Annotated in this window: 19 protein-coding genes; 6 read left to right on the top strand and 13 right to left on the bottom strand. The window is 70.2% G+C overall.

All coding sequences use genetic code 11. The features are described from left to right. Nucleotides 1-8: 8 nt before the first annotated feature. Both ACIOHP_RS08855 and ACIOHP_RS08850 read right to left on the bottom strand, forming a co-directional pair. On the bottom strand, nt 9-980 hold the full coding sequence (locus ACIOHP_RS08855; RefSeq protein WP_361540208.1) for an aldose epimerase family protein: 972 nt from the start codon (nt 978-980) through the stop codon (nt 9-11). A 15-nt stretch (nt 981-995) separates the two neighbouring features. Further along, complete coding sequence (locus ACIOHP_RS08850) at nt 996-1904, bottom strand: SGNH/GDSL hydrolase family protein (protein WP_361477666.1); 909 nt, start codon at nt 1902-1904, stop codon at nt 996-998. A gap of 278 nt (nt 1905-2182) precedes the next feature. Here ACIOHP_RS08850 and ACIOHP_RS08845 point away from each other — a divergent pair, with 278 nt between their 5' ends. Further along, on the top strand, nt 2183-2677 hold the full coding sequence (locus ACIOHP_RS08845; protein WP_361540205.1) for a DUF3145 domain-containing protein: 495 nt from the start codon (nt 2183-2185) through the stop codon (nt 2675-2677). 66 nt (nt 2678-2743) lie between these two features. Here ACIOHP_RS08845 and fabF read toward each other — a convergent pair whose 3' ends face one another. From fabF to ACIOHP_RS08820, 5 genes are all read right to left on the bottom strand, one after another. Continuing rightward, entirely contained in the window at nt 2744-4015 is a 1272-nt protein-coding gene (fabF, locus tag ACIOHP_RS08840; protein ID WP_401884732.1) for a beta-ketoacyl-ACP synthase II, read from the bottom strand. A gap of 77 nt (nt 4016-4092) precedes the next feature. Continuing rightward, nucleotides 4093-4341: an acyl carrier protein gene (locus ACIOHP_RS08835; protein ID WP_019067091.1), complete on the bottom strand. Its 249-nt coding sequence runs from the start codon at nt 4339-4341 to the stop codon at nt 4093-4095. Between the two features lie 79 nt (nt 4342-4420). Then, nucleotides 4421-5416, bottom strand: coding sequence for a ketoacyl-ACP synthase III (locus tag ACIOHP_RS08830; RefSeq protein ID WP_361477656.1), 996 nt, complete (start codon nt 5414-5416; stop codon nt 4421-4423). Nucleotides 5417-5433: 17 nt separating this feature from the next. Continuing rightward, nucleotides 5434-6348: an ACP S-malonyltransferase gene (locus ACIOHP_RS08825; protein ID WP_401884727.1), complete on the bottom strand. Its 915-nt coding sequence runs from the start codon at nt 6346-6348 to the stop codon at nt 5434-5436. 89 nt (nt 6349-6437) lie between these two features. Further along, nucleotides 6438-7643, bottom strand: coding sequence for a CdaR family transcriptional regulator (locus ACIOHP_RS08820; protein WP_046259152.1), 1206 nt, complete (start codon nt 7641-7643; stop codon nt 6438-6440). Nucleotides 7644-7716: 73 nt separating this feature from the next. On the opposite strand from ACIOHP_RS08820, the gene ACIOHP_RS08815 reads away from it, so the two are divergent. Then, nucleotides 7717-8364 carry a pirin family protein gene (locus ACIOHP_RS08815; RefSeq protein WP_401885245.1) on the top strand — a complete coding sequence of 216 codons (648 nt, stop codon included), beginning with the start codon at nt 7717-7719 and terminating at the stop codon, nt 8362-8364. Between the two features lie 165 nt (nt 8365-8529). Here ACIOHP_RS08815 and ACIOHP_RS08810 read toward each other — a convergent pair whose 3' ends face one another. Continuing rightward, entirely contained in the window at nt 8530-9351 is an 822-nt protein-coding gene (locus ACIOHP_RS08810) for a serine hydrolase domain-containing protein (RefSeq protein WP_361477649.1), read from the bottom strand. A 19-nt stretch (nt 9352-9370) separates the two neighbouring features. After that, on the bottom strand, nt 9371-9838 hold the full coding sequence (locus ACIOHP_RS08805; protein ID WP_361540192.1) for a GNAT family N-acetyltransferase: 468 nt from the start codon (nt 9836-9838) through the stop codon (nt 9371-9373). Between the two features lie 96 nt (nt 9839-9934). Here ACIOHP_RS08805 and ACIOHP_RS08800 point away from each other — a divergent pair, with 96 nt between their 5' ends. Continuing rightward, entirely contained in the window at nt 9935-10405 is a 471-nt protein-coding gene (locus tag ACIOHP_RS08800) for a MerR family transcriptional regulator (protein WP_307031443.1), read from the top strand. Further along, complete coding sequence (locus ACIOHP_RS08795) at nt 10402-11418, top strand: aldo/keto reductase (protein ID WP_401884720.1); 1017 nt, start codon at nt 10402-10404, stop codon at nt 11416-11418. Before ACIOHP_RS08800 ends, ACIOHP_RS08795 begins: the two co-directional genes overlap by 4 nt. 17 nt (nt 11419-11435) lie before the next feature. Here ACIOHP_RS08795 and ACIOHP_RS08790 read toward each other — a convergent pair whose 3' ends face one another. The 3 genes from ACIOHP_RS08790 to ACIOHP_RS08780 all read right to left on the bottom strand — a co-directional run bounded on the left by ACIOHP_RS08790 (nt 11436) and on the right by ACIOHP_RS08780 (nt 14287). Beyond that, nucleotides 11436-12299 (bottom strand): DUF4429 domain-containing protein, encoded by an 864-nt coding sequence (locus ACIOHP_RS08790; RefSeq protein WP_401885243.1) that lies wholly within the window; start codon nt 12297-12299, stop codon nt 11436-11438. A gap of 67 nt (nt 12300-12366) precedes the next feature. Further along, nucleotides 12367-13578, bottom strand: a complete 1212-nt coding sequence (locus ACIOHP_RS08785) for an alpha/beta hydrolase (RefSeq protein ID WP_361540187.1) — start codon at nt 13576-13578, stop codon at nt 12367-12369. Between the two features lie 82 nt (nt 13579-13660). Then, entirely contained in the window at nt 13661-14287 is a 627-nt protein-coding gene (locus tag ACIOHP_RS08780) for a TetR family transcriptional regulator (RefSeq protein WP_401884716.1), read from the bottom strand. A gap of 66 nt (nt 14288-14353) precedes the next feature. On the opposite strand from ACIOHP_RS08780, the gene ACIOHP_RS08775 reads away from it, so the two are divergent. Then, a complete protein-coding gene (locus tag ACIOHP_RS08775; RefSeq protein ID WP_401884714.1) occupies nt 14354-15973 on the top strand; it encodes an MFS transporter in 1620 nt (539 codons plus the stop codon). Nucleotides 15974-16256: 283 nt separating this feature from the next. After that, nucleotides 16257-16571 (top strand): small hydrophobic protein, encoded by a 315-nt coding sequence (locus ACIOHP_RS08770; RefSeq protein WP_307031452.1) that lies wholly within the window; start codon nt 16257-16259, stop codon nt 16569-16571. A 50-nt stretch (nt 16572-16621) separates the two neighbouring features. Here the strand turns inward: ACIOHP_RS08770 and ACIOHP_RS08765 are convergent, their stop codons facing one another. Continuing rightward, entirely contained in the window at nt 16622-17362 is a 741-nt protein-coding gene (locus ACIOHP_RS08765; RefSeq protein WP_361540178.1) for a potassium channel family protein, read from the bottom strand. Between the last annotated feature and the right edge of the window lie 60 nt (nt 17363-17422).

Below are 17422 nucleotides of genomic sequence, written 5' to 3'. Positions count from 1 at the left end.
GCGGGGCCTCAGCGCGTGGAGAAGGCGTACACCGTCTCCGACCGGAACACCTCGCCCGGCCGCAGCACCGTGCTCGGGAACTCCGGCCGGTTCGGGGAGTCCGGGAAGTGCTGGGTCTCCAGCGCGACACCCTCGCAGGGCACGAAGGGCTCCTCCAGGTGGTCCGCGGTGTACAGCTGCAGGCCCGGCTCGGTGGTGGACACCGTCAGCACCCGCCCGGTGGAGGGGTCGTGCAGCTCGGCGACCTCGGCCGGCGACCGCGTCACCCCCTTGTCGAGGACGAAGTTGTGGTCGTACGCCGAGCCCACCTTCCGGCTCTCCCGGAAGTCGAAGCGCCCGCCGGTCACGTCCTGGAGCACCCCGGTCGGGATCCCGTCCGCGTCGACCGGCGTGAACCGGGAGGCGGCGATCCGCAGTTCATGGCCGCACGCGTCACCGGAGCCGGCCAGGTTGAAGTAGCTGTGGTTCGTCAGGGCGAGAACCGTCGGCGCGTCCGTCACCGCCTCGTACGCGATCCGCAGCGCACCCTCCGCGTCCAGCGTGTACGTCGCCGAGACCTCCAGCCGGCCCGGGAAGCCCTCCTCGCCGTGCGGACTCACCCGGGAGAGCCGGATGCCGTGCTCGACGGGCGCGACGTCCCACACGCGCTTGTCGAAGCCGCGCTCGCCGCCGTGCAGGCAGTTCGGCGCGCTGTTGGGCGCCAGCGCGTACGTCACACCGTCCAGCGGGAATCGGCCGCCGGCGATCCGGTTCGCGTACCGGCCGATCAGCGCACCGAAGTAGGGCCCGGTGTGTGTGAGATATCCGTCCAGATCCGCGAACCCCAGCACCACGTTCCCGGTGCCTTTGTCCCGGTCCGGGACCTCGGCGGACTGCACGATCCCGCCGTACGACAGCACCCTGACCCGAACGCCGGCCCGCTCCAGCGTCCAGCGGTGGACCGGGGTGCCGTCGGGAAGTGTGCCGAAGAGTTCGTTCATGTTCAAAACTCTAGGTCACGCCTTCTCCGCCGTGACCTCCCGGTAGGCGATCTCGGCCAGCCTGGCCTGCCCGTTCACACTCGGGTGGAACCAGTCGATATGGCTCAGCTGCTCCGTGCCGAACCGGAACTCGTACACCGCGCCCCCGTCGAAACGGCACCGCTCGTCCTTGGCGCAGACCTCCTCCAGGACCTTGTTGTATGCCTCCACCCGGTCCTGCACGGTGTCGCGCCGCTCGGTCGCCGCCGTGTCCAGGGCATCCGCGTCGCCCAGCATCGACGGGCATATCCCGAGCTTCCACACCTGCTTGCCCATCGGGTTGGTGCGCCCCTCGGACCACAGCCGCTTCAGGTTCGGCACGCTCGCCACGTACACCTGCGCCTTGGGCGCCGCGTCGCGCAGGGTGCTCATCGCGTCCTCGAACTGCGCCCGGAAGTCGGCCACGGACGTCATCAGCGAGGTGGAGTCCCGGCACGCGTCATTGGCCCCCGCCATCACCGTCACCAGCCCGGGCTTCTTCGCTGCGGCCTGCGCCATCTGCCCGGCCAGATCGGTCATCCGCGCCCCGCTGACCGCGTAGTTCCAGCTGTGGGAGACCGCCTTCGCCGACCCCAGCAGCCGTACGGCGAGACTGTCGACCTCGGCGCGGCTGCCCGTCGCCCAGGAAGCCTCCGGGCAGTCCTGGAGGAGCGAACAGGCGTCGAAGCCGCGGGTGATGGAGTCGCCCACGGCGGCGAGGGAGGACGGGCTGGAGTCCCAGGCGGGCGTCGTCGGAGTGGGGGAGGGCTTCGCTCTCTGCGCCTCGGTGCCGGAGGCGGACGGTGCCGACTCGTTGCCGCCGACGGCGTCACAGCCGGCGGCGCCCAGGACGGTCGCCGTCACGACGGCGAGAACGGCGCGCGAGCGGTGGCTTCGCTTCCGCATCCCTTGGTGATCCCCTCGGTCGACATGCAGTCCCCCGCGAACTTCGTCCCCCTCCATACCAACGCACGGGAGTTCCCGACCCTCACCAGCCGTCGCCGTGCAACGGCTCACACCCGTACTAGCGTCCTGCCGGGTGAATGGCGGGCGTTTCGGGGCACCGGGACCGACGGTACGTCACACTCCTTGCGCCGCCGCACGGTAGCCTCGCCATCAACGTGGCTGCCGCCACCACCGTTCCGCCCATTCGCACAATGGTCCCGCTCTGCCCGGAGGTCCCGGTGACGACACGTGGAGTTCTGTACGTGCACTCCGCGCCGCGCGCGCTGTGCCCGCACGTCGAGTGGGCCGTCGCCGGGGTGCTCGGCACGCGCGTCAACCTCGACTGGATCCGGCAGCCGGCGGCCCCTGGCACCTGGCGCTCGGAGTTCTCCTGGAAGGGCGAGGTGGGCACGGCGTCGAAGCTGGCGTCGGCCCTGCGCGGCTGGCACCTGTTGCGCTTCGAGGTGACGGCCGAGCCCTGCCCCACCGCCGAGGGCGAGCGCTACAGCTGCACCCCCGACCTCGGCATCTACCACGCGGTGACGGGCATCCACGGCGACATCCTGATCCCCGAGGACCGTCTGAGAGCGGCACTGGCCCGCTCACAGGGCGGCGAGACCAATCTGGAAGCAGAGATCGCCAAGCTCCTGGGCAAGCCGTGGGACGACGAGTTGGAGCCCTTCAGATACGCGGGAGAGGGCGCCCCGGTCCGCTGGCTGCACCAGGTCGTCTAGGAATCCGGACATGCCGAAGGGCCCCCACCCACCGGTGGGGGCCCTTCAGTTGTGTACGGAGGTCTCTCAGACCGTACGGAACGCCAGCACCACGTTGTGGCCGCCGAACCCGAACGAGTCGTTCAGCGCGGCGATACGGCCCTCGACGGGCAGCTTGCGCGCCTCACCACGGACGATGTCGGCGTTGGCCTCCGCCTCCGGGTCGAGGTTCTCGACGTTGATGGTCGGCGGGGCGAGACGGTTGTAGAGGGCGAGGATCGTCGCCACGGACTCCACACCGCCGGCGCCACCCAGCAGGTGACCCGTCATGGACTTCGTGGCGGACACCGCGAAGTGGTCGGCCTCGTCGCCGAACACCTTGCGCAGCGCCTTCAGCTCGGCCACGTCACCGGCCGGCGTCGAGGTGGCGTGCGCGTTGACGTGCACGATCTCCGCCGGGTCCAGGTCGGAGTTGGCGAGCAGGTTCTTGAGGGCCTGGGCGATACCGCGGCCCTCCGGCTCGGGCTGCACGATGTCGTGGCCGTCGGCGGAGATGCCCTGGCCGACCGCCTCGGCGTACACGCGCGCACCGCGCCGGGCGGCGTGCTCCGCGGACTCCAGGACGATCACGCCGGCGCCCTCGCCGAGGACGAAGCCGTCGCGCGCGGTGTCGTAGGGACGCGAGGCGCCCTGCGGGTCGTCGTTGTTCTTGGACATCGCCATCATGTTGCCGAACGCGGCGATCGGCAGCGGGTGGATCGCCGCCTCCGTGCCGCCCGCGATGACGACGTCGGCGCGGCCGGTGCGGATCATCTCGATGGCGTAGCCGATGGCCTCGGCGCCCGAGGCGCACGCGGAGACCGGGGTGTGCACACCGGCGCGGGCGCCCACGAGGAGACCCACGTTGGCGGACGGGCCGTTCGGCATGAGCATGGGGACGGTGTGCGGGGAGACGCGGCGGACGCCCTTCTCCTTCAGCACGTCGTACTGGTCGAGCAGCGTCGTGACGCCACCGATGCCGGAGGCGATGACCGCGCCGAGGCGGTCGGCGTCGACGGCACCGTCCTCACCGGCCTTGCCGGTGAAGCCCGCGTCGGCCCACGCCTCCTGGGCGGCGACCAGCGCGAACTGCGCCGACCGGTCCAGGCGCCGGGCCTGCGGCCGCGGGATGACCTCGGTCGGCTCCACGGCGACGGGCGCCGCGATACGGACGGCCTGGTCGGCCGCCCACTCCTGCTCCAGGGGCTTCACGCCGGACTTGCCGGCGACCAGACCCTCCCAGGTAGAGGCTGCGTCGCCACCCAGCGGTGTGGTTGCGCCGATACCGGTGACGACCACGGTGCGATTGGTCGGGCTCACGGGAAATCTTTCTCCAACGATTACGAGGATTCAGCGGCGCCACCGCCGGGTGGCGGGGCAATGGACTGATCCGGGGATCAGCCCTGGTTCTTCAGGATGTAGTCGGTGGCGTCGCCGACCGTCTTGAGGTTCTTGACGTCCTCGTCCGGGATCTTGACGTCGAAGCGCTCTTCGGCGGCGACGACGACCTCGACCATGGACAGCGAGTCGACGTCCAGGTCGTCGGTGAAGGACTTGTCCAGCTGGACGTCCTCGACCGGGATGCCGGCGATCTCGTTGACGATGTCGGCGAGACCGGCGACGATCTCTTCCTGAGTGGCGGCCATGAGAGGCGCTCCTTCGTTGTTGTCCAGAGGGTTGGCAGTGCGTTCCGGACCGGATCGTTGCTGATCCGGCACGGAGTGCCTAGGGGAGGGTAACGACAGTCGCGGCGTAGACGAGACCCGCCCCGAAGCCGATGACGAGCGCGGTGTCGCCGCTCTTCGCCTCGCCGGTCGCCAGGAGCCGCTCCATCGCGAGCGGGATCGAGGCGGCCGAGGTGTTGCCGGTGGTGCGTACGTCACGCGCGACCGTGACGGACTCCGGCAGCTTGAGTGTCTTCACCATCGAGTCGATGATCCGCTCGTTGGCCTGGTGCGGAATGAAGACGTCCAGTTCGTCCGCGGTGATGCCGGCGACGTCCAGCGCCTCCTTGGCGACCTTCGCCATCTCGAAGACGGCCCAGCGGAACACCGCCTGGCCCTCCTGCGTGATGGCGGGGAACTTGTCCTTGCTGTCGTACTCGGTCCACGCCACGGTCTGCTTGATCGTGTCGGACTTGTCGCCCTCGGAGCCCCACACCGTCGGGCCGATGGCCGGCTCCTGGGAGGGGCCCACGACGACCGCGCCGGCACCGTCACCGAACAGGAAGGCCGTGGCCCGGTCCTCCAGGTCGGTCAGGTCCGACAGCCGCTCCACGCCGATGACCAGGACGTACTCCGCCGAGCCCTCGACGATCATGCCCTTGGCGAGGGTCAGGCCGTAGCCGAAGCCCGCGCAGCCGGCCGAGATGTCGAAGGCGGCCGCCTTGTCCGTGCCGAGCTTGTGGGCGATCTCGGTGGCGACGGCCGGGGTCTGCTTGAAGTGCGACACGGTCGAGACGATCACGCCACCGATCTGCTCGGCGGAGATCCCGGCGTCGGCGATCGCCTTGCCGGACGCCTCGATCGACATCGCGGCGACGGTCTCCTCGTCGCTCGCCCAGTGCCGGGTCTCGATGCCGGAGCGCGAGCGGATCCACTCGTCGGACGAGTCGATCGTCTCGAGGATCACCTCGTTCGGCACGACCCTCGTCGGCCGGTAGCCACCGACACCGAGGATGCGCGCGTACGGGGCGCCCTTGCTGGGCTTGATCTTCGACATTGCTCTCTGGCTCCTTTTCAGGCGCTGTGCTCTGCGAGGAGCTCGCGAGCAGCGTCGAGGTCGTCGGGGGACTTGAGCGCCAGCGTCTTCACGCCGGGCAGCGCGCGCTTGGCGAGACCGGTGAGGGTGCCGCCGGGGCACACCTCGATCAGGGCCGTGGCACCGAGCTCCTTGAAGGTCTCCATGCACAGGTCCCAGCGGACCGGGTTGGCGACCTGGCCGACCAGACGCGCCAGGACCTCGGCGCCGGTGGCGACCGTCTGCCCGTCCTTGTTGGAGACGTAGGGGAGCTTCGGGTCGGCGGGCGTGAGGGCCTCGGCGGCCTTCGCCAGCGCGTCGACCGCGGGGCTCATGTGGTGCGTGTGGAAGGCGCCGGCCACCTTCAGCGGGACGACCTTGCGGACGCCCTCGGGCTTGTCCTCGCTCAGCGCGGCGAGCTGCTCCATGGTGCCGGCGGCCACGATCTGGCCGGCGCCGTTCACGTTCGCCGGGGTCAGACCGAGCTTCTCCAGGTGCGCGACGCTCACCTCGGGGTCGCCGCCGAGCAGCGCCGACATCCCGGTCTCGGTGATCGCGGCGGCCTCGGCCATGGCCAGACCGCGCTTGCGTACGAGGGTCAGCGCGGCGGTGTCGTCGAGGACACCGGCGAAGGAGGCGGCGGTGATCTCACCGACGCTGTGGCCCGCGACGGCGCCCGGGGTGACGGCACCGAGTGCCGAGGCGGACAGGATTCCGGCGGCGACCAGCAGCGGCTGGGCCACCGAGGTGTCACGGATCTCGTCCGCGTCGGCCTGGGTCCCGTAGTGGGCGAGGTCCAGGCCGATGGCGTCCGACCACGCGGCGACGCGGTCTGCGGCACCGGGGAGTTCGAGCCAGGGGGTCAGGAAGCCGGGCGTCTGGGCGCCCTGGCCGGGAGCGACGAGTACGAGCACTCTCACACTCTCTCTTGTGGACGGGCACGGCCGCCCGTGGGGACAGGGACGAAGAACAGGAGGGGGTTTTGTGGACCCCCGACAAAAGCCTAGAGCTGGATATCTCCGTCGACCAGACGCCCCAGGATGAGGGCGATCCGCAGCGTGAACGCGGAACGTACGTCGGAGGGCGACCAGCCGGTGACGTCAGTCACACGTCGAAGCCGGTAGCGCACGGTGTTGGGATGGACGAAGAGCATCCGCGCGGCGCCTTCGAGACTGCTCGCCTGTTCGAGATAGACCGAGAGCGTCTCGAGGAGCGCTGAACCGGCTTCCTCCAGTGGTCTGTAGATCTCCTCCACCAACTGCTCGCGCGCGCTCGGGTCACCCGCGATGGCGCGCTCCGGAAGCAGATCGTCCGCCAGTACCGGGCGCGGGGCGTCCTGCCAGGCAGTACCGGCTTTGAGCCCCGCCGCGGCGGCCTGCGCGGATCGCGTGGCGGCCAGCAGATCGGGTACGACGGGCCCCGCGACCACGGGTCCGGCCGCATAAGGCCCGATCAGCGACTTGGCGACGGCGAGCGGATTGTCGCTGCCGCCGGCGATGACGACGAGCCGGTCGCCGAGCACCCCGGTGAGCACCTGGAGCTTGGCATGCCGGGCGGCCCGCCGAATGGCCTCGACGGTGAGCTCGGAGTCCCCGTCGGGAGCGGTGCCGAGGACGACGCACACATGCTCGGGCGCGTTCCAGCCGAGCGCGGCGGCCCGGGAGACGGCCCCCTCGTCGGCCTCGCCGCTGAGCACGGCGTTGACGACCAGCGATTCGAGCCGGGCGTCCCAGGCACCGCGTGCCTCGGCGGCCTGGGCGTAGACCTGGGCGGTGGCGAAGGCGATCTCGCGGGCGTAGACGAGAAGGGCCTCGCGCAGGATGGACTCGTCACCGGGAGCGGCCACCTCGTCGATGGCGGACTCCATGACCTCGATGGTGGTGCGCACCATCTCCACGGTCTGCCGCAGCGTGATGGCCCGGGTCAGCTCGCGCGGAGCGGTTCCGAACACGTCGGTGGAGATCGCCTGCGGGGCGTCGGGATGCCGGAACCACTCGGTGAACGCGGCGATACCGGCCTGCGCGACCAGCCCGATCCAGGAACGGTTCTCCGGGGGCATGGCCCGGTACCACGACAGCGTCTCGTCCATCCGCGCGATGGCCTGCGCCGCCAGGGACCCGGCTGACTTCTCCAGCCGCTTCAGGGTCGCCGAGTGCGGATGGGAGTCACGTGCGAAGGCTTCGGTGTTGCTGGCTTCGGGTTCGGGCACGGGACAAGACTGCCTTATCCGGACGTGAGTGCGCTCCGCCGGGTACCGGGTGAGGGCTACGGTGGGGTCCGTGATGGACGTACGGCGCGCCGCTGAGCGCTACCCAGGGGGCGATCCGGCGACCGGGATCGAGTCCTTCCACGCCTTCTCCTTCGGTCCGCACTACGACCCCGGCAACCTCCGTTTCGGCGCGGTGATCGCCTGCAACGAGGAGCGGCTCGAACCCGGCGCCGGGTTCGACGAGCATCCGCACAGCCACACCGAGATCGTGACCTGGGTGGTGGAGGGCGAGCTCACCCACCGCGACTCGACGGGCCACGAGACGACCGTGCGGCCCGGGGACGTGCAGCGCCTCAGCTCGGCCGCAGGTGTCCGCCACGTGGAGCGCAACGACGGCGACACCCCGCTGACCTTCGTGCAGATGTGGCTGGCCCCCCTGGAGCCCGGCGGCGAACCGTCCTACGAGATCGTCCGCGGCATCGCCGACTCGACGCCGTACGCCGTCCCGGAGGCCGCGGCGATGCTGCACGTACGCCGGCTCGCGATCGGCGAGCGGACGGCGGTGCCGGACGGCCGACACCTGTACGTCCACGTGGTCCGCGGCGAAGTACAACTGGCCGGCGAACACCTGCACCCGGGCGACGCGGCCCGCGTCACGGACGCCGAGGGCCTGGAAGCGGTGGGTGTGACGGCGGCGGAACTGCTGATCTGGGAGATGTAGGGCCCGACCCGCTCGCCGGGGCTTCGCTTCTCGAGGCCGGTCCGCATCTTTCAGCCTGTCCGGCGTCTGAGGACGAGGCCCGTTCAGGGCCGACAGCGGGGGTCTGGGGGCGCAGCCCCCAGGGATGGGAACGGGGTAGGGGCGGCGGGGGCGAGGAAAGCGGGCTCAGCCTCGCAGGTCCGCGAGTACCCCGTCCGTGAAGGCCGGCCATGCCTCGATCGCCCAGGGCCCGAAGGCGCGGTCGGTCAGCGCCACGCAGGCGGCGCCCGCGACGGGGTCGATCCACAGGAACGTACCGGACTGCCCGAAGTGCCCGAAGGTACGAGGGGAGGACGAAGACCCCGTCCAGTGCGGGGACTTGGAGTCACGGATCTCGAAGCCGAGCCCCCAGTCGTTGGGGCTCTGGTGCCCGTACCCCGGCAGGACACCCTTGGTCCCCGGGTACTGGACGGTCATCGCGTCCGCGACCGTACGGGGATCCAGCAGCCGAGGTGCCTGGACCTCCGCGGCGAACCGGACCAGATCCTCGACCGTGGAGACCCCGTCCTTGGCCGGTGATCCCTCCAGCGAGGTCGACACCATGCCCAGCGGCTCCAGCACGGCCTGCCGCAGATACTCCGCGAACGCGATGTCCGTCGCCTTCGCGATGTGGTCGCCCAACTGCTCGAACCCGGCGTTGGAGTACAGCCGACGCTCACCCGCGGGTGCCATGACCCGGTGCTCGTCGAAGGCGAGTCCAGAGGTGTGCGCCAGCAGATGCCGCACCGTGGACCCCGCGGGCCCGGCCGGCTCGTCGAGCTCGATCGCGCCCTCCTCGTACGCGACGAGCGCCGCGTACGCCGCGAGCGGCTTGGTGACCGACGCCAGCGGGAACCGGTGCCCGACGGGACCGTGCGTACCGAGCAGGGTCCCGTCCGCCCGTACGACGGCCGCGGCGGCGGTCGGAACCGGCCAGTTCTCGATCAGGGCGAGGCTCTTCAGCGACATGCCGTCGAGACTATGCCGGTCACAGTGCCAGCCGCATCGAGGGGTCCGGCTTGCGGACGAAGCCGAGGGAGGCGTAGAGCGGCTCGGCCTCGGCGGAGGCGTTCAGGTCGACCTGGGCGGCGCCCCGCTCGCGGAGCCAGACCAGCAGTTCGGTCATGCACGCCCGCGCGTAACCGCGACGGCGGGCGTCGGGGTCGGTCGCGACGCTGAAGACGTACCCGACCCGCCCGTGCGGATTGTCCGCCCGCCCGATCCGGTACTCCAGCGTCCCGGCCGCCATCGCCGCCGCTCCCGGCCGCTCCGGATGATCGACGACGAACACCGCGAAGTCCCCGTTCGGGTCGGCCAGCCGCGCCTTCAGGGCGGGCAGGGACCCGGCATGCCACTGGGTGGACGGATCGGTGCCGGCCATCGAGTCGATCATCACCTGGCGCAGCCGCAGCACTTCCCCGGCGTCCTCGGGCGTGGCACGTCGTACGAGACTCATGTCCCGCACGCTAGCCACCCCGCCCGGTCGGCGTCCCGCGAATTCTTACCGGTTTCGCTTGCTTGGAGTGCACTCCAAGGTCATAGCGTTGAGGTCATGACGGTGATGGAGACCACCACGACGGGTACCAGGACCGACAGCTGCAGCGCCCCGCCGCACCCGCACCGGCGCCCCCAGGGCCAGGACAGCTACACGATCAGCGAGGTCGTCGCCTTCACCGGGCTGACCGCGCACACGCTGCGCTGGTACGAGCGCATCGGCCTGATGCCGCACATCGACCGCTCGCACACCGGTCAGCGCCGCTACAGCAACCGCGACCTGGACTGGCTCGACTTCGTCGGCAAGCTCCGGCTCACGGGGATGCCGGTCGCCGACATGGTGCGCTACGCGGAACTGGTCCGCGAGGGCGACCACACCTTCGGCGAGCGTTTCGAACTGCTGGAGTCGACCCGCCGGGACGTCCTGTCCCGGATCACGGAACTGCAGGACACGCTCGCCGTGCTCGACCGGAAGATCAGCTTCTACGCCGACGCCGGTCACCGCTACGAAACGGAGAAGGCCGGATGACCGACCACAGGATCCCGACCGCACGACTGGGCGCCGACGGCCCCGAGGTGGGCGTGCAGGGCCTGGGCTGCATGGGCATGAGCTTCGCGTACGGCCCCACGGACGCGGACGCGTCCCGGGCGACCCTGGAGCGCGCCCTGGAACTCGGCGTCACGCTCTACGACACGGCGGACGCCTACGGCGCGGGGGAGAACGAGAAGTTCCTCTCGCCATTCTTCAAAGCCCACCGTGACGAGGTCGTCATCGCCACGAAGTTCGCCCTGTCGATCCCGCCGGACGAGCCGACCCGGCGCGTCATCCGCAACGACACCCCGTACATTCGCCAGGCCGTCGAGGCGAGCCTGAAGCGACTCGACGTCGACGCGATCGACCTCTACTACATGCACCGGCGCGATCCGAACGTGCCGATCGAGGAGACCGTCGCGACCATGGCCGAGCTGGTCCGCGAGGGCAAGGTCAAGCACCTGGGCCTGAGCGAGGTCACCGGCACGGAGCTGCGTACGGCCCAGGCCGTCCACCCCATCGCGGCCGTGCAGTCGGAGTGGTCCCTGTTCAGCCGCGACATCGAGACGGGCGTGGTCCCGGCCGCCCGTGACCTGGGCGTCGCCCTCGTCCCGTACTCCCCGCTGGGCCGAGGCTTCCTGACCGGCTCCTTCGCCGACGCCGACAAGGATCTGACAGCCGACGACTTCCGCCGCCACCAGCCCCGCTTCACCGGCGACAACGCGGCCGCGAACACGGCCCTCCTGGACCCGGTCCGCACGATCGCCGAGGCCCACGGCGCCTCCCTGGGCCAGATAGCCCTGGCCTGGGTCCAGCAACAGGCCGACGTTCATGGACTGACGGTCGTCCCGATCCCGGGCACGCGAAAGCCGACCCGCGTGGAGGAGAACGTGAAGGCGACGGCCATCGTCCTGACGGAGGCCGAACTGGCCCTGCTGGAGCCGATCGCGGCGAAGGTGGCAGGCGACCGCTACGCAGACATGACGTTCACCTCTGCCGGCCGTGAGTGAACCCACCCAGGGGCACCTCAGAGCTCAGCCAACAACTCCGCTTTCTTGACTGAGAACTCCTCGTCGGTCACCAACCCCGCTTGGTGCAGCTCCCCGAGATGACGAATGCGCTCGGCGATGTCGGCCGGATCGCGCCTGGGCGCACTGGCCGGCACCGCCGCGACCGCCCCCCGCTCCCGAACCGCCGCCAAGACCGCCGCAGCGAACGGCAACGACTCGTGCACCGGCCCGTATCCGAGCCCGAACACCACGGCGGCCGGATCCTGGTCGGCCTGCACCGGCTGCCCGTCGCCGTCCCGCGGGATCAGCCGCAGATGTCCCTCGAACACCTCGGGCGAGCGCCACTCCACCCCACCGAGGTCGGTGACCGGGAAACTCTGGTCGCCGGCCTTCCACTTCGCCGAGGACGCGCCCGTCCAGAACCACCGGAAGTGCACGGTCTTCCCGTCGAAGGACGCCTTCCCGTCGTACGCCTTGAAGGACAGCGGCACTTCGGGCGCAGGTACCAGAAACCGCTCGGCCGGCTCACCGTCGTCCGGCTTCAGCAGGGCACGCAGCTCGTCGGCGTAGTACTCGGCGAGCACCTCGCGCTCGGCGGGCAGCACGAGGCGGTACGGATCGCACGCTTCCTTCAGCTGCCCCGCGGCCGCCTCCATCAGCGGGTCGGCGCCGGGGCGGGGCTCGGCGCGCAGCACCACGGTGCCGCGCTTGCCGGGGGTGAGTGTCACACCGGACAGTGCCGAGAGGGGGATCCGTCGCTCTCCCAGGGACTGGAATAGCTTGGGTGTTCGAATCCCCCGCTCGTAACGGATGAGGACGGAGTCGGACTCGAACTCCCAGGCGGCATGAAATCCGGCCAGTACGTCACCCATGCGGCTCATCGTATGCGGCACGAGCTCCTCCGTCGCCTCCCTGCGCAGACCGCAATTTCCTGCGTCTCTACGCGCGTCAGCCCGCCACGGTGCCGGACAAACCGGCGCGGCAGGCCTCGTCGTCCTTCGCACAGTGCACCGAGCGATATGCGCCGACGCCGATCTCGGCGAAGTTCAGCAGGCTCTCGGTACCCGGCTCGAAATAGCCGCTGTGCCCCTTCGCGTCCGCCGCCGAAAGCACCCGTGCCCCGAACGCGGAGGACACCGGGTCGGCACCGTGGCCCAGACCGCCGAGTTCCAGGTACGGCACGTCCTGGATCCAGTCGTCGGCGTCCCGCATCGCCCACACCTGGGCCGAGGTGTGCAGCTGGGCGGCGTTGGAGACCCGCATCCCGGGGCTGCCGGCCACCGCGATGTCGGTCACCCGCTCCGGCAGGGTGTGCGCGGCGACACCGCACACCACCGAGCCGTAGCTGTGGCAGAACAGGGAGACGGACGTGCTGCCGGGCAGCGCGCGCACCAGCGCGTTGAGCCGGACGGCACCGCCCTCGGCGCGGGCCGCGGTCGCCGAGTCGAGACCGAGGCCGCCGGGGGCGGTGTAGTCGGCCCAGGCGATGACGGCCGTACGCGTCGAAGGGCTCGCCGCCTTCTCCGCGGCGTACAGCGACTTGGCCATGCCGACCGGGGCCGAGTACTTGCGGTAGGTGCGCTGGAAGGTGAGCAGATCGGTGTCGACGCCGGGGACGACGACCGAGATCCGCTGCGCCTTGTCCAGATTGCCGAAGACCTCGGCGACCCGCCCGGAGCCGGCCGGGTCGAAGGCGAGGATCTTGCGCTTGGTGTTCATCAGCGCCTCGAAGCGCTGCATACGGTGGCCCGCCTGGCGTTGCCCGTCGGCCGAGAGCCGGCTGTCGTGCATGCGTTTCAGCTCGACCTTGCGGGCCTGGCCGAGCGCGATGCGGTTGGCGCGGTAGCGCAGCTCGACGGGGGCGCCGTTCATGTTGCCGACCGCGAGGGGATAGCGGCGGGCGAGGGCGGAGCGCTGCTGAGTGGTCAGCGAGGCGAAGAAGCGCGAGAGCGCGGCGGAGGTCGAGTCGTCCGGGTCGGGCAGCCGGTGTCCCGCTATCCGGCCGTGCTCCCAGGAGCTGAGCGAGCTCTGGAGCTCGGTCGTGTTCCGCTGGTTGCGCAGGGCGGTCCAGCCGGTGGTCGCGAGCATCACGAACACCACGGCCAGCGCGAGCAGTGCGCGCGACGCGTTCAGTTGGGGAGAGGTGTCGAAGGAAGTCACTGAAAGGACACACTAGGAGAACGAGAGGGTCTCGCGTTAACCGAGTGACAGAGGTCACGTTTCGGTGTGCGTGGCGATGACCTCAGTGTGTTCGCCAGTTCTCCGTCAGTGCCGGCCCCACCTGTTCGAGATACGAAACGGTGAGCGTCCGCATCGCGTCAAGGCTGAAGTCCGCAGCCGCGCTCCACTGCCGTTCCGTCACCCGCATCACCCCGCTGAAGACGGCCACCGCGAGCCGCGGCCGCGGGTCGGCCGCCACGTCGAGGCCCTCGCGCTCGGCGATCACCCGCGCCAGGGTCTCCTCGACCTCCATGGAGCGTCGCAGATGGGCGGCGAGCAGCACCGGCGTCGACTCGATCACCCGGTACATCTGTAGATACAGCTCCACCGGTACGACGGACTCGATCACCTCGTTGAGCGAGTCCCAGCCCTCCAGGACCGCCTGGCGCATCGCCTCCAGCGGCGCCTCGTGCGGCGGCCGCTCGCGCACCGCCTCGGTGAAGTGCGCGACGGCCATCTCGACGACGGCGAGGGCGGCCTCCTCCTTGTTGGCGAAGTAGCGGAAGAAGGTGCGCTGCGAGACCTCGACGGCTTCCGTGATGTCGTCGACGGTCGTCCCCTCGTAGCCGCGGGTGGTGAACAGCTCGAGAGCGGCTCGAATCAGCGCCTCGCGGGTGCGCTGTTTCTTGCGTTCGCGCAGGTTTTCCATGCTGTGTCAGTTACCGACTTATGAATTGGATTGTCAACTGTCAGTGGCTGTCATTAGCCTCGCCGTATGACTAGTCAGACCACGCTCGACAAGACGGGGCCGGGGGACGACAGGCCGGCCGCCCCGTCGGACGGAGCCCGTGCCTCGGGGCTGCGCGGCCACCCCTGGTTCACCCTCATCACCGTCGCCGTGGGCGTCATGATGGTGGCCCTCGACGGCACCATCGTGGCCATCGCCAACCCGGCCATCCAGCAGGACCTCGGCGCCACCTTCGCCGAGGTGCAGTGGATCACCAACGGCTACTTCCTCGCCCTCGCGGTCTCCCTGATCACCGCGGGCAAGCTCGGTGACCGCTTCGGCCACCGCCAGACCTTCCTGATAGGCGTGGTCGGCTTCGCGGCCGCCTCCGGTGCGATCGGCCTGTCCGACAGCATCGCGTTCGTCGTCACGTTCCGGGTGTTGCAGGGCCTGTTCGGTGCCCTGCTGATGCCGGCCGCGCTCGGTCTGCTGCGGGCGACCTTCCCGGCCGAGAAGCTCAACATGGCCATCGGCATCTGGGGCATGGTCATCGGCGCCTCCACCGCGGGCGGCCCGATCCTCGGCGGCGTCCTCGTCGAGCACGTCAACTGGCAGTCGGTGTTCTTCATCAACGTGCCGGTCGGCGTCCTCGCCCTCGTCATGGGCATCCTGATCCTGCTCGACCACCGCGCCGAGAACGCCCCGCGCTCCTTCGACATCCTCGGCATCGCCCTGCTGTCGGCCGCGATGTTCTGCCTGGTCTGGGCCCTCATCAAGGCCCCGGCGTGGGGCTGGGGCGACGGACAGACGTGGACCTTCATCGCCGCGTCGGTCCTGGGCTTCGCGCTCTTCGCCTTCTGGGAGACCAAGGTGAAGGAGCCGCTGATCCCGCTGGGCCTGTTCCGCTCGGTCGCGCTGTCCGCGGGCGTGGTCCTGATGGTCCTCATGGCCATCGCCTTCATGGGCGGCCTGTTCTTCGTGACGTTCTACCTCCAGAACGTGCACGGGATGAGCCCGATCGACGCCGGCCTCCACCTCCTCCCGCTGACCGGCATGATGATCGTCGGCTCCCCGCTCGCGGGCGTGATGATCACCAAGCTGGGCCCGCGCATCCCGCTGGCCGGCGGCATGGCGGCCACCGCGATCGCCATGTACGGCATGTCCACGCTGGAGACGGACACCGGCAGTGCGGTGATGTCCCTCTGGTTCGCGCTGCTGGGCCTGGGCCTCGCCCCGGTCATGGTCGGCGCGACCGAGGTCATCGTGGGCAACGCCCCCCTGGAGCTCTCCGGTGTCGCCGGCGGTCTCCAGCAGGCGGCGATGCAGATCGGCGGCAGCCTCGGCACCGCCGTCCTGGGCGCCGTGATGGCGTCGAAGGTCGACAGCGACCTCGCCGGCAACTGGAAGGACGCGGGACTGCCGCCGCTCACCGCGGCCCAGGAGGCCCAGGCCTCCGAGGCGGTCCAGGTCGGTATGCCGCCGGTCGCCAAGGGAACCCCGGAGGCGATCGCCGCGAAGATCACCGACGTCGCGCACGACACCTTCATCTCCGGCATGAGCCTGGCGTCCCTGGTCGCCGCCGGAGTCGCCGCCATCGCCGTCTTCGTCGCCCTGCTCACCAAGCGCGGCGAGAACGCGGAGGCGGGCGCGGGAGTGGGCCACGTCTGACGGGTCCTGTCCCGCGGGAGTTTCCGCGGGCCGAAACTGACGGGATTTCAGGCGACTTCGCCTATCAGGGTGAAGACGCTAAAGATTCCTCGCCCCCGGTACGCGCCGCAGGTCACAGTTAGTCAAGCCCTCCGCACGGCAGTGCATATGCCGCGGAGGGCGGCCGGTGCTGCGGCGCGCTGCCGGAGGGGGGCGGCGCGCCGCAAGGCCGGAGGATTGAGCCCCGCAGCGGGGGTACTCGCCCTCTCGAACCCAATCTGCCTAGGGGTTCAGGGAGTTGTTGATGATGGCGGGTTTCGGAAACGGCACGCGCACGCGCAGGCACCCCCGCTCACGTGGCCGGACGTGGTCACGGACCGGGCCGGATCGCGCGACGCTCGGAATCATCGGTGTCATCTGCGCGGTCGCGGGATTCTTCGTACTGGGGATCATCCTCGGCCCGATCGCGATCGTGACCGGCTGGCTCGGAATGGGCCGCAGCTGGACGGGCTCCCGCCCGGTGACGGCCCTGGTCGCCGTCGTACTGGGCGCCATAGACACGCTCCTGGCCATCATCTGGCTGGCCGGAGCGGCCACCCCCGGAAGCGGCATGTTCTGAGCCGGGGGGAGTGAGGGGAGGGCCCCCGGCGGATGGGCCGGGGGCCCACCTCAGTGTCTGACCGACCGCTGCTCCTGCAACGCGGTCACCTGGGCCCGCAGCGCCTTCACTTCCTCGGTCAGCGCCACGATCGCCTCCGTCTGCCGCCGCTCCTCCACGTCGTCCCTCTCGAAGCGGGCGATGAACCAGGCCGCGATGTTCGCGGTGACGACACCGAGCAGTGCGATGCCGGAGAGCATCAGCCCCACCGCGATGATCCGGCCCAGTCCGGTGGTCGGCGCGTGGTCCCCGTACCCCACGGTCGTCATCGTGGTGAACGACCACCACACCGCGTCACCCAGCGTCCGGATGTTCCCGTCCGGCGAGTCCCGCTCCACCGAGAGCACCGCGAGCGAGCCGAACATCAGCAGTCCGACCACCGCGCCCGCGACATACGTCGTCAGCCGGATCTGCGAGGCCATCCGCGCCCGCCGCTGCACCAGCAGCAGCGTCGCCACCAGCCGCAGCAGCCGCAGCGGCTGGAGCATGGGCAACAGCACCGCACACAGGTCCAGCCAGTGGTCGCGGACGAATCGCCGCCGGTCCCGGGAGAGCGACAGTCGTACGAGGTAGTCGGCGGCGAACGCGCCCCACACCGTCCACTCGACCGCCGTGCACACCCTCGTGAGCGACCGGCCGGCCGTGTCGTCCACGATCGGCACGGCATAGGCGACGGCGAACAACACCGCGAGCGCCATCAGAGGCCGCTGGGTCAGGTGTTCCCAACGAACCTGCGCCGATTGTTCCTTCATGACCGCATCGTAAAGAAGAGGTAAGGGCGGTGGGGCCTGAGCCCCACCGCCCTTCACATC

This window comes from Streptomyces sp. NPDC087859 (assembly GCF_044742595.1).
Taxonomy (GTDB): Bacteria; Actinomycetota; Actinomycetes; order Streptomycetales; family Streptomycetaceae; genus Streptomyces; species Streptomyces canus_F.
This window is presented reverse-complemented; position numbering and strand designations above follow the sequence as displayed.